Origin of the sequence: Rhizobium sp. B21/90, assembly GCF_019355815.1 — a bacterium.
GTDB classification, from domain to species: Bacteria; Pseudomonadota; Alphaproteobacteria; order Rhizobiales; family Rhizobiaceae; genus Rhizobium; species Rhizobium rhododendri.
Window position 1 is genome coordinate 3695871 of sequence record NZ_CP072162.1, and the last position, 14303, is coordinate 3710173.

The 14303-nt window shown below is 61.5% G+C and carries 14 protein-coding genes; 10 read left to right on the top strand and 4 right to left on the bottom strand.

The window, feature by feature from the left end; all coding sequences use genetic code 11:
* The first annotated feature begins 71 nt into the window (after positions 1 to 71).
* The 3 genes from J5278_RS17860 to coaBC all read left to right on the top strand — a co-directional run bounded on the left by J5278_RS17860 (position 72) and on the right by coaBC (position 3066).
* Positions 72 to 953 (top strand): LysR family transcriptional regulator, encoded by an 882-nt coding sequence (locus tag J5278_RS17860; RefSeq protein ID WP_209182548.1) that lies wholly within the window; start codon positions 72 to 74, stop codon positions 951 to 953.
* 167 nt (positions 954 to 1120) lie between these two features.
* A complete protein-coding gene (locus J5278_RS17865; RefSeq protein WP_142823751.1) occupies positions 1121 to 1741 on the top strand; it encodes a J domain-containing protein in 621 nt (206 codons plus the stop codon).
* A gap of 113 nt (positions 1742 to 1854) precedes the next feature.
* Positions 1855 to 3066, top strand: coding sequence for a bifunctional phosphopantothenoylcysteine decarboxylase/phosphopantothenate--cysteine ligase CoaBC (gene coaBC / locus J5278_RS17870; protein WP_209182547.1), 1212 nt, complete (start codon positions 1855 to 1857; stop codon positions 3064 to 3066).
* Here coaBC and J5278_RS17875 read toward each other — a convergent pair.
* Positions 3053 to 3871, bottom strand: a complete 819-nt coding sequence (locus J5278_RS17875; RefSeq protein WP_209182546.1) for a class II glutamine amidotransferase — start codon at positions 3869 to 3871, stop codon at positions 3053 to 3055. The two genes, coaBC and J5278_RS17875, sit on opposite strands and share 14 nt — an antisense overlap.
* A gap of 259 nt (positions 3872 to 4130) precedes the next feature.
* On the opposite strand from J5278_RS17875, the gene J5278_RS17880 reads away from it, so the two are divergent.
* From J5278_RS17880 to otsA, 5 genes are all read left to right on the top strand, one after another.
* Positions 4131 to 5042, top strand: coding sequence for a pirin family protein (locus J5278_RS17880; RefSeq protein WP_209182545.1), 912 nt, complete (start codon positions 4131 to 4133; stop codon positions 5040 to 5042).
* Between the two features lie 78 nt (positions 5043 to 5120).
* Positions 5121 to 5798, top strand: a complete 678-nt coding sequence (locus tag J5278_RS17885) for a FadR/GntR family transcriptional regulator (protein WP_209182544.1) — start codon at positions 5121 to 5123, stop codon at positions 5796 to 5798.
* Positions 5799 to 5839: 41 nt separating this feature from the next.
* Complete coding sequence (locus tag J5278_RS17890; RefSeq protein ID WP_209182840.1) at positions 5840 to 7072, top strand: MFS transporter; 1233 nt, start codon at positions 5840 to 5842, stop codon at positions 7070 to 7072.
* A 172-nt stretch (positions 7073 to 7244) separates the two neighbouring features.
* Positions 7245 to 8039 (top strand): trehalose-phosphatase, encoded by a 795-nt coding sequence (gene otsB, locus J5278_RS17895; protein ID WP_142823746.1) that lies wholly within the window; start codon positions 7245 to 7247, stop codon positions 8037 to 8039.
* A gap of 39 nt (positions 8040 to 8078) precedes the next feature.
* A complete protein-coding gene (gene otsA, locus J5278_RS17900) occupies positions 8079 to 9467 on the top strand; it encodes an alpha,alpha-trehalose-phosphate synthase (UDP-forming) (RefSeq protein WP_209182543.1) in 1389 nt (462 codons plus the stop codon).
* Between the two features lie 39 nt (positions 9468 to 9506).
* Here otsA and J5278_RS17905 read toward each other — a convergent pair whose 3' ends face one another.
* On the bottom strand, positions 9507 to 10214 hold the full coding sequence (locus J5278_RS17905; protein ID WP_209182542.1) for a hypothetical protein: 708 nt from the start codon (positions 10212 to 10214) through the stop codon (positions 9507 to 9509).
* A 148-nt stretch (positions 10215 to 10362) separates the two neighbouring features.
* Between J5278_RS17905 and J5278_RS17910 the strand changes: the two genes are divergently transcribed.
* Positions 10363 to 11403, top strand: coding sequence for an AraC family transcriptional regulator (locus tag J5278_RS17910; RefSeq protein WP_209182541.1), 1041 nt, complete (start codon positions 10363 to 10365; stop codon positions 11401 to 11403).
* On the opposite strand, the gene J5278_RS17915 is transcribed toward J5278_RS17910, so the two are convergent.
* On the bottom strand, positions 11382 to 12965 hold the full coding sequence (locus tag J5278_RS17915) for a peptide chain release factor 3 (protein WP_111216208.1): 1584 nt from the start codon (positions 12963 to 12965) through the stop codon (positions 11382 to 11384). The two genes, J5278_RS17910 and J5278_RS17915, sit on opposite strands and share 22 nt — an antisense overlap.
* Before the next feature lie 96 nt (positions 12966 to 13061).
* On the opposite strand from J5278_RS17915, the gene dut reads away from it, so the two are divergent.
* The gene (dut, locus tag J5278_RS17920) at positions 13062 to 13532 is read left to right on the top strand and encodes a dUTP diphosphatase (RefSeq protein WP_209182540.1); all 471 of its coding nucleotides are present in this window, start codon (positions 13062 to 13064) and stop codon (positions 13530 to 13532) included.
* Positions 13533 to 13557: 25 nt separating this feature from the next.
* On the opposite strand, the gene J5278_RS17925 is transcribed toward dut, so the two are convergent.
* A complete protein-coding gene (locus J5278_RS17925) occupies positions 13558 to 14217 on the bottom strand; it encodes a hypothetical protein (protein ID WP_247748959.1) in 660 nt (219 codons plus the stop codon).
* Between the last annotated feature and the right edge of the window lie 86 nt (positions 14218 to 14303).

Consider the following 14303-nt stretch of genomic DNA (forward strand, 5'->3'; position numbering starts at 1 on the left):
TGATCTAGTCAAACCGCCTTCATGTGTCCAATATATGAAAGAGACGTTTTCAATCTGTTTTGGAGATAGCGATGGAGTTGCGTCACCTGCGCTACTTTCTGGCATTGGCGGATGAAGGCAACTTCACACGTGCAGCTGGGAAACTCGGCATCGGCCAGCCACCGCTCAGCCAGCAGATCCGCGATCTGGAAACCGAAATCGGCGTGCAATTGTTTCACCGTGTGCCGCACGGCGCAGAATTGACCGCCGCCGGGGAGGCCTTCCTGCCGGAGGCGCAGGCGGCGATCGATGCGGCCGAGAGGGCAAAGCTCTCGGCGCAGCGCGCAAACCGAGGTGAAACCGGCCGCCTGGCGCTCGGTTTCACCGCGTCCTCCGCCTTCAATACCCATGTCAGCGGCGCAATACGCCAGTTTCGCAAACGCTGGCCCGAGGTGCGCCTGTCGCTGACGGAGATGAACAGCAAGGGGCTGATGGAGCGGCTGATGCGCGGCGAGATCGATGCCGCGTTCATCCGGCCCGGCCTCGAAAACCCGCGTGAGGTGCGTCTCCGGATGCTTGCCGTCGAGAGCATGGTCATCGCATTGCCGACCGGGCATCGACTGGCCGCCGCCCCGCGTCTGCCGCTTTCGGCGCTTGCCGAGGAACAGTTCATTCTCTTTCCACGCGTCGCGGGCCTCAGCCTTTACGACGACATCGCCGCTGCCTGCCGCGAAGCGGGGTTCGAACTCGTGGTCAGCCAGGAGGCACCGCAAATCCCGTCGGTGGTCAACCTGGTGGCGGCCGATCTCGGCGTCTCGATCGTTCCGGCCTCTATCGCCCAGATCAAGCTCGACGGCGTCGTCTACCGCGAAATCGACGGCCCGCCTCTGGTGGCACGACTGGGCCTGGCCATGCTGAAGAGCCAGCGATCGCCCGTGACCGACAATCTGATGAGCCTGCTGCCGGCTCTGTAGACGAGCCGTATTCTGCCAGCCCTTGGCCTGAGCGAACCCTCGACGTCATCTGGCAGCCACGCCTATCGGAGGCGGCAATGTCTGACCGATAAGAATTGATCTCCGGATTTCAGACGATTTTTTTCTGCGGTTCTTGCCGGAAACGGCTCTTGCCTGCATAAGGAGGCATGGGACTTGATTCAAAAATATTCGACAGCATCCGGACAAAACGCAAGCGGCCTGCCTCGCAACCGGACGATTCCGGGCCGAAATGCCATTGGGACGGTTGCGACAAAAAGGGCACTCATCGCGCACCGGTCGGCCGCGAGGCAGAAGGAGAATTCTTTCTGTTCTGTCTCGAGCACGTCAAGGAATACAACAAGGGCTACAACTTCATGTCCGGCCTCTCCGACGCGGAGATAGCCCGGTATCAGCGGGAAGCCGCGACCGGCGGGCGGCCGACATGGAGCATGGGCGTCAACAAGGGTGCGCAGGACGCGCCGGCGCAGTCCGAGGTGAAATCGGGCGCGGCACAGGCCTACAAGTTCAAACGCCCCGCAGCAAAGCGCAACAGTGCCGACCGATACGAGCCGCAGGTGCGCGGTCGCAAGCTGAAGACGCTCGAGGCCAAGGCATTCGAGACGCTCGGCCTGCCGCAGACGGCAACGGCTGCAGAGATCAAGGCCAAGTACAAGGAACAACTGAAGCTCCACCACCCCGACGCCAACGAGGGCGATCGCGGCTCGGAGACATACCTGCAGGCCGCTATCGAGGCCCACAAGATCCTGAAGCTGAACGGTTTCTGCTGATACGACCCCGGGAGCTTTGACGCTACCGGTCTTTTCTCCATCCGTGGCGGAGATTGCATGTTGCCTGTCGAAGCCCTAGGTGTTCTGAATAACCCAGGCGACAGGTTCAGGCGATGGTTCTTTCGGGCAAACGCATCCTTCTCATCATTTCCGGTGGTATCGCGGCCTATAAAAGCCTCGACCTTATCCGTCGCTTGCGTGAACGCGGCGCGTCCGTGCGCCCGGTGATGACGGCGGGAGCGCAGCAGTTCATCACGCCGCTTGCCGTCGGAGCGCTTGCCGCAGACCACGTCTACACCGACCTGTTTTCCCGCCAGGACGAACAGGATGTCGGCCACATACGTCTGGCGCGCGAATGCGACCTCGTGCTCGTGGCGCCGGCCACCGCCGACCTGATGGCCAAGATGGCTCACGGCCTTGCCGACGACCTCGCCTCCACAATCTTGCTCGCCACAGACAGGCCTGTGCTCGTGGCGCCGGCGATGAACCCGAAGATGTGGTCGCACGCGGCAACGACGCGCAATGTGGCTACCCTTCAGGGCGACGGAATTCGCTTCATCGGACCGATGGCGGGAGAAATGGCTGAAAGCCGTGAGGCCGGCACCGGCCGCATGGCGGAACCGCTGCAGATCGTCGCCGCCGTCGAAGCATTGTTCCAGGACCGGCCACTGCCGCTTGCAGGCCGCACCGCAATCGTCACGTCCGGCCCGACGCATGAGCCCATCGATCCCGTGCGCTATATTGCCAACCGCTCCTCAGGCCGCCAGGGACACGCCATCGCCGCAGCTCTGGCTGATCTCGGCGCCGACGTGACGCTGGTGTCCGGCCCGGTATCGATCCCCGATCCATCGGGCGTGCAGACGGTCCATGTCGAGCGCGCAGAGGACATGCTTGCGGCTGTGGTGAAGACATTGCCGGCCGATATTGCTGTCATGGTCGCCGCTGTGGCAGATTGGCGCGTTGAAAATGCCTCTGGCCAGAAACTCAAGAAGGTGGCGGGCCAACCGCTGCCGAGCCTGTCGCTGGTCGAAAACCCCGACATCCTCAAGACGATCGGCCATCACCCTATGCGCCCCACGTTCGTCATGGGTTTTGCGGCTGAGACGCAAGATGTACTGGCCAATGGCAAGGCCAAGCTTGCCCGCAAAGGTGCCGACCTGATCGTGGCGAACGATGTCTCGCCGGGCACCGGCATCATGGGCGGAGATCGCAACAGCGTGACGCTGATCCGCGCTGAAGGCACGGAAGCGTGGCCGGAGATGAGCAAGGACGAAGTGGCGGCAAGGCTGGCGGCACTGATCGCCGAGCGGTTTAGGCCGGAATAGCCAACGCGACCGATTGTGCCACTTCGCGCCGTTCGGGCTGGAAAACAGCAACATCGACACCGGCAGGTGTGATCGTCACAGCGCTGCCGTTCGGGATCTCGGCCCAGCTGTCGATGTCGTCGTTCAGCGGCTCAGACACAAGGCAATAGCCCTTGCCGGCGCCGAGCGGAGCGGCATAGAGCGTCGGCGCCTTGCGATCCGTGGCATAGCGGATGGCATGGAGCGACTTGCCATCGGAAAAGGCGGCGGTGAAGCGAACAAGAGCCGTACCGGTGATGTGCTCGGCGAGGCCTTCGACGAAGCTGATCGTATCGGCCATAGCCGACATCGGTGTCTGGCAAAGGCCGAACTGCAGCGCCAGCAGAAACATCAGCTCGGAATCCGTCGTACCGGAGCGGGCATTGAAAAGCTCGTCGTCGAGCATGGCTTCCATCGGACGACGCAAACGCTCGAAGTCGTTGATCTGGCCGTTGTGCATGAAGGACCAGTTGTCCCACACGAACGGATGACAGTTGTCGCGCCGCGTGCCGCCGCCGGTTGAGGCGCGAACATGGGCCAGAAACAATGGAGAGCGGATCTGCCGCGCCATGCTCTTCAGATTGCAGTCGGACCAGGCTGGAAGAATGTCGCGATATCGGCCGGGTTCAGGCCTGTCGCCATACCAGGCTATGCCAAAACCATCGCCATTTGTCGCTGTCTTGGCGCGGGTAGCGCAGTGCGATTGCTCGATTAGAGAGTGGGCCGGTGACGAGACGAGCTCCTCCAGATAGAGGGGGTCTCCACAATAGGCTGCCCAGCGACACATGCTTTTTGCTCCGATTCTCGCCTGTATTTACTCCGGCGGAAGAATGTCGAAATCAAGGACGATTGTTGAGCGGAATGGATAACAAAACCTTAATGATTCCGCAGCTTGCCGTTGAGCATGACATATTTTTGACGCAAGTCAGATCACGATTTTGCAACGCAGCAATTTCTTTTTGTGAACGGTGCGTTCTTGAGCCCAAGCTCGCGGCATCGGTGGGTTGGTTGTATGACAGCATGGTCAACCAAATGAGGAGCCTGCGATGTCCATCCGTCCCGTCAAGTATGAAAGCGTGGCCACGCCGACCATGGAAGGCGCGGGTGTCAAGCTGCACCGCGTCTTCGGCTTCGGAGATCCTTCGCTCACCGACCCGTTCCTGATGATGGACGACTTCCGCAACGATGTGCCGAGCGATTACATCAGGGGCTTTCCCTGGCATCCGCATCGCGGCATCGAGACGATCACCTACGTGCTGGCGGGCACGGTGGAGCACGGTGACAGCCTCGGAAATCGCGGCGACCTCAATGCCGGCGACATCCAGTGGATGACGGCCGGTAGCGGCATCATGCATCAGGAAATGCCGAAGGGCGACTTTGCCGGGCGCATGCACGGTTTCCAGCTCTGGGCGAACCTGCCGTCGGTGTTGAAAATGACCGCGCCGCGTTATCAGGACGTCAAATCGACGGACATTCCCCTCGTGATCGACAATGACGGCACGGCTGTCCGGATCATCTGCGGAAACTTCTGGGGCAAGGCCGGACCGGTCGATGGCGTTGCAGCCGAGCCGATCTATCTTGATGTCTCCGTCCCGCCCGGCGTCAGGAAACGTCTGCCGGTGGACACCTATCGCAACGCATTTGCCTATATTTTTGCCGGTTCGGGCACCTTCAGGGATGCCTCCAGGCCGTTTGGCGTCCGCATTGAAAAGGAAGTCGACGGCGAAGAACTGAACATTCGCGACATGTCCGGCAATAGAACGCTGGTGGTGTTCGACAGCGGCGATGAAGTTACCGTGCAGGCAGGTGACGAGGGCATCCGCTTCCTGCTGGTTTCCGGCAAACCAATACAGGAACCCGTCGCCTGGCATGGGCCGATCGTCATGAACAGCCGTGAGGAAATCATGCAGGCGATGAAGGAACTGCAAAACGGCACGTTCATCAAGGCCGCGCACTGAAACGACCTACAGGCTTGACGGCCGGCCGTACGCATATTAGTCATAAAGTCATCCGATGACTTTATGACTGGTGCGATCATGCAACCTCTCCCCCGAAGCAACCTCGCCGAGACCGCGGCCAACATCATACGCGGTGAAATCCGGGCCAATCGTTGGTCTGTGGGCGAAAAGCTGCCAAACGAGGCCGCGCTTTCGGCGATGCTGTCGGTCAGCCGCGGTACGATCCGCGAGGCGGTGCGCGTTCTGGTCTCCCAGGGATACCTCGAAACGCGGCAGGGATCCGGCACTTACCTGCGCTCGGCCGTCGACAGGACCGATAGTCTCGACATGGCACGGCGCGCGAGCCTGCGCGACCGGTTCGAGGCGCGATGCGCGCTGGATGTCGAAGGTGCGCGGCTGGCAGCACTCCGGCATACGCCGGCAGTCATTGCCAAGCTGCGCGAATTGCTGGCTTTGCGCGGCACCCATCAGGGAAGAGGCGATACCGGATTTATCGCCCGTGACCTCGCCTTTCACCAGGCTGTCATCGCCGCCTCCGGCAATGATGCGATGATCGACATCTATGCCTTCTTCTCGGCCTCGATCCAGCAGACCATCGAGGCCAGCATAGGCGACGACGTGCCGGAACCCGATCATCTGGCCCATGCAGCGATTGTCGACGCCATCGAGACAGGCGACCCCGACAAGGCCGATGCGGCGGTGCGGAGTTTCATGGCACCCGTCATTGCCGCTCTCGATCGGAGCCTGTTCGCGTGACCGTCTCCCTCTCACGTGACACGCTGGCCGCCGAAACTGCAATGCTGGTTGACGCCGAAATCGACGATGCTCCGCAGCCGGCCGCAAGCGCCAAGGGCTCGCGTCTGGTGCTTGGCATCAGCCTGGTACTGATCGCCTTCAATCTGCGCGGGCTGTTTTCGAGCGCGTCGGCGCTGCTGCCGGAGATCCGCAGTACATTCGACCTGTCGGCAACAGGCGCCAGCCTGCTGACCACCGTGCCGGTCCTCTGCCTCGGCCTGTTTTCCCCGTTGGCGCCGAGACTGGCGCAACGCATGGGCGCCGAACGGGCGCTGCTCGCTATCCTTTTCCTGCTGACGCTCGGCATTGCCCTTCGCGGACTGGGCTCGATCCCGCTCATGTTTATCGGCACGGGGCTGGCCGGTGCCTGCATCGCCGTTGGCAACGTTCTCCTGCCGGGCCTTGTCAAGCGCGACTTCGCGGACAAGGCGGCGCTGATGACCGGCCTTTATACCATGGCGCTCTGCGCCAGTGCAGCCTGTGGCGCAGGCCTCAGCCTACCGGCCGAACGCCTTTTCGGCGGATCCACAGGCGCTGCTCTTGCCGTCTGGGCCGTGCCGGCGCTGGCGACCGCTCTGCTGTGGTTGCCGCAGGCGATCTCGACGAAGAGCCGGGCGCGCAAGACGGCGTTTCGCGTCGAGGGGCTCTGGCGCGATCCGCTAGCGTGGCAGGTGACGTTGTTCATGGGTCTGCAGTCGGCGCTGGCCTACAGCGTATTCGGCTGGCTGGCCCCCATCCTGCGGGAACGCGGCCTGGATGGCATCACTGCCGGGGGTATCGTTTCGGCATCGGTCATGGTGCAAGCTGCTTCATGCCTTTTCATGCCGCATCTGGCTGTACGCGGCAAAGACCAGCGGATCATCAACGTTGCACTTTGCCTTTTTGCGGTCGGCGGATTGCTCGGGCTCTTGTTCGCGCCGCTGTCGACCGTCTGGCTCTGGGCTGTGCTGCAGGGTATCGGTCAGGGCGGACTGATTGCGGTTGCCATGACGGTTATCGTTCTTCGATCGCCGGATGCCCACATCGCCGCCCATCTCTCCGGCATGGCGCAATGCGTCGGCTATCTGCTCGCCGCTATCGGGCCTCTGATCGTCGGCCTGATCCGCAGCTGGACCGGAAGTTTCGGCCCCTGCGCTATCCTGTTCGTGGCTATCGGGCTCATCGCGGCCGTCAACGGCTGGGGTGCCGGCAGGTCGAAATATGTGCGATCGAAGAGCGTGCCGCTGGCTACGTGATAGTCACCTTTCAGATCCCGGAGCGCGCGCTCATCGATGGACACTGTGGCGCTCCGGCGGTTAAGTGCTATGCTGTACGAGCCATCAACACGATGCTGCAGCGCAACAAAAGAATGGTCGTTCACCACAATTCGGCCTTGCCTTGAGGCGAACGCGCCATAAATAGGTAGCCATGTCTGAGCAAATACAACCCGCAACCGAAGCGACCGTTGCGGCGGTGATGGAAAGCACAGCCCTTTCGGCTTTGGCAGCCCATCCCTCCGAATGGGCGCTTTTTCTCGATATCGACGGCACGCTTGTCGATCTGGCGGAGACGCCGAGCTCGATCACCGTCCCCTCCTCCCTCCCTTACGATCTCGATGCGCTGTCGAAAAAACTTGGCGGCGCGCTGGCACTGGTAACCGGCAGATCGCTGTCGTTCGTCGATCCGCTGTTCTATCCATTCCAGTTCCCCGTTGCCGGCCTCCACGGAGCGGAGCGGCGCGACGCTGCCGGCAATGTCCAGCGGGTCACCGTCACCCCGGCCTTTACCGAAATGAAGCGCTGCATGACCGAAGAGGCAAGCCAGTGGCCCGGCGTCCTCGTCGAGGACAAGGGTGCTGCGGTGGCTGCACACTACCGGCTTGCGCCGGAATGCCAGCATCTGGTTGAAGCCATGATGGAGCGCTACTTCCGGGAAGCCGGGCCTGAGTGGTCGCTGCAGCGCGGCAAGATGGTCGTTGAAATCCGCCCGGCGCGCGCCGGCAAGGGCGATGCCGTCACCGCGTTCCTGAGCGAGGCGCCTTTCAAGGGAAGGCGCGCCTTTGCGGCCGGCGACGATTTTACCGACGAGGCAATGTTTCGCACCGTCAATCGCATCGGCGGGCAATCGCTGTTCATCGGCCTCGACAGCGTCGAGACCCAGGCACGCAACCGCGTCGCCTCTCCGGCCATTCTTCGCCAGATTCTGGCACAGCTTGCGTCCTGACCACACAATACCCGACCGAACTTCTGAAGGGATTTTCCCATGGGCCGTCTTATCATTGTCTCCAACCGTGTTCCCGTGCCCGAAAAGGGCGGCGCCGCACCGGCAGGCGGCCTCGCGGTTGCCCTGAAGATTGCGCTCGAAGCACAGGGTGGCGTTTGGATGGGCTGGTCCGGCAATTCCAGCGGCGATGCCGAGCCAGGCCCTCTGACCATGAACGAGCAGGGCAAAATCACCTACGCGCTTACAGATCTCACTGATACCGACGTCGAGGAATATTATCACGGCTTTGCCAATCGTGTTCTTTGGCCGATCTGCCATTATCGGCTCGATCTGGCCGAATACGGACGCAAGGAGATGGCCGGGTATTTCCGCGTCAACCGCTTCTTTGCGCATCGGCTGGCGCCGCTGATCCAGCCGGACGACATCATCTGGGTCCACGATTACCATCTTATCCCGCTGGCTGCAGAGCTGCGCCAGATGGGGTTCAAGAATAAGATCGGCTTCTTCCTGCACATCCCATGGCCGCCGGCCGATGTGATTTTCACCATGCCGGTGCATGAGGAAATCATGCGCGGGCTCTCTCACTACGATCTTGTCGGCTTCCAGACCGACCATGACCTCGAGAACTTCGCCGGCTGCCTGCGTCGGGAAGGCATTGGCGACGAACTCGGCAAAGGCCTGTTCAGCGCACACGGACGGACATTCAAGGGCGGATATTACTCGATCGGCATCGAGACTGCGGCCTTTGCCGAATTCGCGACCAAGGCGGCAACCAACGTCATGGTTCGCAAGGCGCGGCAAAGCGTCGAGGGCCGCGACCTCATCATCGGCGTTGACCGGCTGGACTACTCGAAGGGCATTACCCAGCGTATCGACGCATTCGAACGCTTCATCACCGCCGACGCCGCTCATCAGGGCAAGGTCACCTATCTGCAGATCACCCCGAAATCGCGCTCGGAAGTGCCTGAATACGAGCAGATGCAGCGCATGGTCGCCGAGCAGGCTGGCCGGGTAAACGGTGCCATCAGCACGGTGGACTGGGTGCCGATCCGCTACATCAACCGTTCGATCCCGCGCACAGTGCTAGCCGGCCTCTATCGGCTTGCAAAGATCGGCCTCGTGACGCCGCTGCGCGACGGGATGAACCTCGTTGCCAAGGAATACGTCGCCGCGCAGGACCCTGAAAATCCCGGTGTTCTGGTGTTGTCCCGCTTTGCCGGAGCCGCGCGGGAACTCTACGGTGCAATCATCGTCAACCCCTACGACGTCGAGGCGACAGCCAATGCCATAGCGAGGGCCCTGGAGATGCCGCTCGAGGAACGTCGCCAGCGCTGGAAAGGCATGATGACGCATCTGCTCGAGCACGACGTCGTGCGCTGGTGCGACGATTTCCTGAAGGATCTTACCGAGCAAGACGAAGCCGCCTGAGTTCGGCAGCGCGAGAGCGCCGGCGGGCAGAGGCATGCATCATCGGATCGTCGCGTGCACCAACTCGCCGGCAATCGTCAGCGAGACCGGCGCTCCCGGCGTGGATAGTCTTGACGTGTCGACGAAGGATGCCTTTGCCGTTACGGCGTAGGCAAGCTGCGGTACCGCTGAGAAGTCGAGATCGGCCTCTAGCATGCGGGCATTGACGGTAACAGCTTCCGCCCTGCCGGGCGAATGAAGGACGATCCCCAGTCGTAACGCATCGCTGTTCACGGAAATCGTTTCTACGTGGCCGGACAGGGCGACGTCTGCGGCCTTCGATTCTATCGTCACCTCCGAGAACTGCCCGGTAAGTCGGACTCGCAATGCCTGCTGATGGATCGCGACTGCCGCATCCTTTTTGACATTCAGATTAATGTCGTAGCTGCAATCGGACACTCCGAACCAGGTGGATGGGCCTACATCGATGTGCAACAGCGTTCCCTCGATCCACATTCGGCTGGAAGAACTGCAGTCATCGTAGGACCAGATCGAATTCCATCGCGCAAACCAGCCCGAGCGATGGCGCATGAGAGTTGCCTGATAGGGTCGATCCGGCGCGGTGGTGATGTCGATGGAACTGGCCTCGCCGCCAATGGCCACGGCCGTGATACCGGAAATATCCAACGGCAGACCCTGCGGCTGGCTCGCATTGCAGACGGTCGCCGCTGCGAAAAGCGCGATGCCTGTCAAAAGAATTCGTTTCATGATGTGCTCCTGTCCCGTCATCGGGCTGAGCGCAAATTCGCGAAAATCACTGTCCGTCGCGACCTCGAACGCGATGCGGGTCGACCTCGATCGCCATCCGGGGCATTCTGACGTTTTGATCCAGTTTCAGCAGCCAGAACAACGCACCATGATTTTTATCCCGTTGCCCTTTGTCGAGACGCTCTTTCTCCTCACACTGCTGCTGCAGATGCATAGGCGGAGCGACGACGGCCTGCGCGACCAGCCCCTGTTTGCATTGCTGATCGGAGCCTACGCAATGCAATCGGTGCTGATCGGCCTGCGCTGGGGATACGGGATTTCCGCGGTGCTGCCGTTCCAGGCCGTGCTGGCCACCGTGATCGCGACCCTGGCTTTCTTGAGTTTCTACGATCTGGCGAGCGAAGGATCGATCTTTCGAACATGGACGACGTGGCGACATTGCCTGCCGACAGCCACAGTTGTCCTGCTGCGGATCGTATGGCCGGAGCCGGTGGGCCTCGTCATTATCCTCGTTTTTCTCGGCTATGGCGCTGCGCTGACATGGCTGTGCCTGACGGGGCCGGACGGTCTCGTCTCCTCCCGCCTAGACGGCGCGCTCAGGTCCTATCGCTCCCTGCAGCTCACCGCAGCAGCCGTGCTCATGTCCGCGGTTGCCGACATCGCCATCAGCCTTGATTTCTCCTGGAGCGATGGCAGCCATGCCGGCGAAGTGGTGGCGGTGGGAAATGTGCTTGCATTGCTGGCGCTCGGCGCCGCAGCATCGGTTGCAAGCTCCGGCGCCACAGTGCACGACCGCGGCGAAACCGAACCGACGGCCGCCATAGCCGGGTCAGCGCCGGAAGACGTTGCGGCAACCGCTGCCGCTGTCGACGCCCTGATGCGGACGAAGGCGCTCTACAGGGATACGGAACTCAATCTCGGGCGGCTGGCGCGGAAGCTGAATTGCCCTGCCCGCAGCGTCTCGATAGCGATCAACCGCGTGCACGGCGCCAGCGTGTCGCAATATGTCAACAACTTCCGCATCGCTGAGGCGTGCCGGTTGCTGTCAGAAACCGACGCGCCGGTGACATCCATCATGTTCGATGCCGGATTTCTCAGCAAATCGAACTTCAACCGCGAATTCCTGCGCATCACAGGAACCAGCCCGACGCTCTGGCGATCGAAAAATCACGCCGCCTTGATGGCGTGATATTCCTTGATGGCGACCATCTTGATGGCCGGATAGCGTTCGGATTCGTATCGCAACGAGAAACCGTCCTGTGCGAGGAAGACGGGGTCGCCGTCGAGATCGCGGGCGATGTCGCCACGCTTGGCGGTGACGAACTTGTCCATGTCGGCGGGTGCATCGGCAGACACCCAGCGACATACTGAAAAGCGCGACATTTCGAAGGAGACCGGCAGGCCATATTCCCCCTGCAGCCGCTCCTTCAGGACGTCGAGCTGCAGCGCGCCGACGACGCCGACGATAGCCGGCGAACCATCTTCCGGGGAAAACAGCTGCACAACGCCTTCTTCGGCCATCTGCTGCAGCGCTTCCTTCAGCTTCTTGGCCTTCATCGCATCCTCGAGACGGACGCGTCGCAGGATTTCCGGGGCGAAATTCGGCACGCCCTGGAACACCAGATCCTCGCCTTCTGTCAGCGTATCGCCAATGCGCAGGGTGCCGTGGTTCGGAATGCCGACGACGTCGCCAGCAAAGGCGGTGTCGGCGATGTGGCGCTGCGAGGCGAAGAAGAACTGCGGCGCGGACAGGCTCATCTGCTTTCCGGTGCGCGACAGGCGCGCCTTCATGCCACGCGCAAGCGTACCCGAGCAGACGCGCACGAAGGCAATACGGTCGCGATGGTTCGGGTCCATGTTCGCCTGGATCTTGAAGACAAAGGCGGTCATCTTCGGATCGGTGGCATGCACCGTCTTGATATCGGCGACCTGGTCGCGCGGCGGCGGCGCCATCTCGGCCAAGGCATTGATCAGGTCTCGCACACCGTAATTGCGCAGCGCCGAGCCGAAGAATACCGGTGTCAGGTGACCTTCGAGAAAGGCCTCGCGCTCGAACGGCCGACAGGCATCACGCGCGAGATCCAGTTCGTCGATGAATGCCTGGCGCTCGTTTTCCGGCAGCCGCTCGGCCACCGCCTGCGGGCCGTTGACGGGCGTGGTATCGGCCTCCTTGTCGTTGCCGCGAACCTCGTTCTTGGCAAGGTGATAGGAGCCGCAGAAGCTCTTGGCGCGGCCGATGGGCCAGGTGATTGGAGCGGTATCGAGCGCCAGCTTCACCTCGATCTCGTCGAGAATCTCGAAGATATCGCGGCTTTCGCGGTCCATCTTGTTGACGAAGGTGATGATGGGGATGTCGCGAAGACGGCAGACCTCGAACAGCTTCAGGGTTCTGGGCTCGATACCCTTGGCAGCATCGATGACCATGACGGCGGCATCGACGGCAGTCAGCGTGCGATAGGTGTCGTCGGCGAAGTCTTCGTGGCCCGGCGTGTCCAGCAGGTTGAAGACGACATCGTCATATTCGAAGGTCATCACCGAGGTGACGACCGAGATCCCGCGTTCGCGCTCGATCTTCATCCAGTCGGAGCGCGTCTGGATGCGATCCTTCTTCGCCTTGACCTCGCCGGCCAGCTGGATGGCGCCGCCGAACAGCAGCAGCTTTTCGGTCAGCGTCGTCTTGCCGGCGTCCGGGTGGGAGATAATAGCAAATGTGCGGCGGCGGGAGACCGCCTCGGCGAGACTTTCGGCCATGATGTCGGATCCTGTGAATTGCCGCGTATCTAGCGACTCCGTGGATAACTTGCAAATCGGATTGACCCGAACCGTCGCCGAATTGCTAATAAGGGCATGAATATTCACACAGACAACCGTCCGAGCTTATCCATCGTTCGCCTTGCCAACGGCCATGGCCTCGCGCTTCCGTCCTACGAAACATCCGGTGCCGCCGGCATGGACCTGAGGGCTGCGGTCGGCGAAGGCGAGCCGCTGGTGCTGTCGCCGGGCATGCGCGCGCTGGTGCCGACGGGCTTCGTGTTTGCTGTGCCTGATGGCTATGAGGCGCAGATCCGACCGCGCTCCGGCCTGGCGTTCAAGAACGGCGTCACCTGCCTGAATACGCCGGGAACCATCGACAGCGACTACCGCGGCGAAGTGAAGGTTCTGCTGATCAACCATGGCAACGAGGATTTCGTCGTGACGCGCGGCATGCGCATCGCGCAAATGGTGATCGCGCCGGTCACGCAGGTTCTAATCGTCGAAACAACGGATGTCGGTGAAACCACGCGGGGCGCCGGCGGCTTCGGCTCCACCGGTGTCTGATACCACGATGCCCGTCTGTTGATCGCTATTTGACCGGGCAACCGTCGGCGACATGATCGAGGCCTTCAGCCTTTGCCTCGAATGTCGCAGATGGCCCGGCCCCGCTGGTCCTGATCCGGACGACGTAGAGGCTGTCGAAATCCTTGCCCTTCCACTTCTTCGGCATAGCCGCCGGATCGCCGCCATTGTCTTTCAGCAATGCGGCAACGAGATCCTGAATCTCGTTGTGCTCCCAAGCGACAAAGACCAGTGCCGAGCGATATTTCGGCGCCGTCAGTGCTGCCTGCAGCTTGGTAATCTCGTCGTAGCCGAACGTGGTATCGACAGGCAGTCCAGCGGCGATCGCCGTTGGCTCGATCGTCGCAAGCGGCCTGACATAGCTATAGAGAATGCCGTCATCGACCTTCTGCTTCGACGGATCGGGCGCAAAGACGGCGTCCGGCCTGCCGAATTGACGGGAAAGCACGGCGGGTAACGCCAGCGACCTGTTGAGGCCCTTGCAGCTCAATTGGCCGAGCCCTGCTACAGGTTTTTCACCGTGGCGCAGGAAGACGATCGTCTCCTCTCCCGGCGGAGAGGCAGCGCTGACGGGACCGGCTGGGGTCATAGTTATCATCAGGAGCAACGGAACGAGTGCCCGCAGTTGCGGCACTGGTCGACAGAACGATAGCATTTTTGCATCCATGAGTGTTTTTCCGTGCTGCAGCGACAGGCATCCTGCCAATGGTACTGTGCTGCGTTTTACCAAAAGCCTTTGGCGGAGATTTTTAT

Excerpts from the sequence above, each read along its gene's own strand:
- J5278_RS17890 (WP_209182840.1), top strand. The coding sequence starts at position 5,840 with ATGCTGGTTGACGCCGAAATCGACGATGCTCCGCAGCCGGCCGCAAGC.
- J5278_RS17880 (WP_209182545.1), top strand. The coding sequence starts at position 4,131 with ATGTCCATCCGTCCCGTCAAGTATGAAAGCGTGGCCACGCCGACCATG.
- J5278_RS17910 (WP_209182541.1), top strand. The coding sequence starts at position 10,363 with ATGATTTTTATCCCGTTGCCCTTTGTCGAGACGCTCTTTCTCCTCACA.
- otsB (WP_142823746.1), top strand. The coding sequence starts at position 7,245 with ATGTCTGAGCAAATACAACCCGCAACCGAAGCGACCGTTGCGGCGGTG.
- J5278_RS17915 (WP_111216208.1), bottom strand. The coding sequence starts at position 12,965 with ATGGCCGAAAGTCTCGCCGAGGCGGTCTCCCGCCGCCGCACATTTGCT.
- coaBC (WP_209182547.1), top strand. The coding sequence starts at position 1,855 with ATGGTTCTTTCGGGCAAACGCATCCTTCTCATCATTTCCGGTGGTATC.
- dut (WP_209182540.1), top strand. The coding sequence starts at position 13,062 with ATGAATATTCACACAGACAACCGTCCGAGCTTATCCATCGTTCGCCTT.
- J5278_RS17885 (WP_209182544.1), top strand. The coding sequence starts at position 5,121 with ATGCAACCTCTCCCCCGAAGCAACCTCGCCGAGACCGCGGCCAACATC.
- otsA (WP_209182543.1), top strand. The coding sequence starts at position 8,079 with ATGGGCCGTCTTATCATTGTCTCCAACCGTGTTCCCGTGCCCGAAAAG.
- J5278_RS17865 (WP_142823751.1), top strand. The coding sequence starts at position 1,121 with ATGGGACTTGATTCAAAAATATTCGACAGCATCCGGACAAAACGCAAG.
- J5278_RS17925 (WP_247748959.1), bottom strand. The coding sequence starts at position 14,217 with ATGGATGCAAAAATGCTATCGTTCTGTCGACCAGTGCCGCAACTGCGG.
- J5278_RS17905 (WP_209182542.1), bottom strand. The coding sequence starts at position 10,214 with ATGAAACGAATTCTTTTGACAGGCATCGCGCTTTTCGCAGCGGCGACC.
- J5278_RS17860 (WP_209182548.1), top strand. The coding sequence starts at position 72 with ATGGAGTTGCGTCACCTGCGCTACTTTCTGGCATTGGCGGATGAAGGC.
- J5278_RS17875 (WP_209182546.1), bottom strand. The coding sequence starts at position 3,871 with ATGTGTCGCTGGGCAGCCTATTGTGGAGACCCCCTCTATCTGGAGGAG.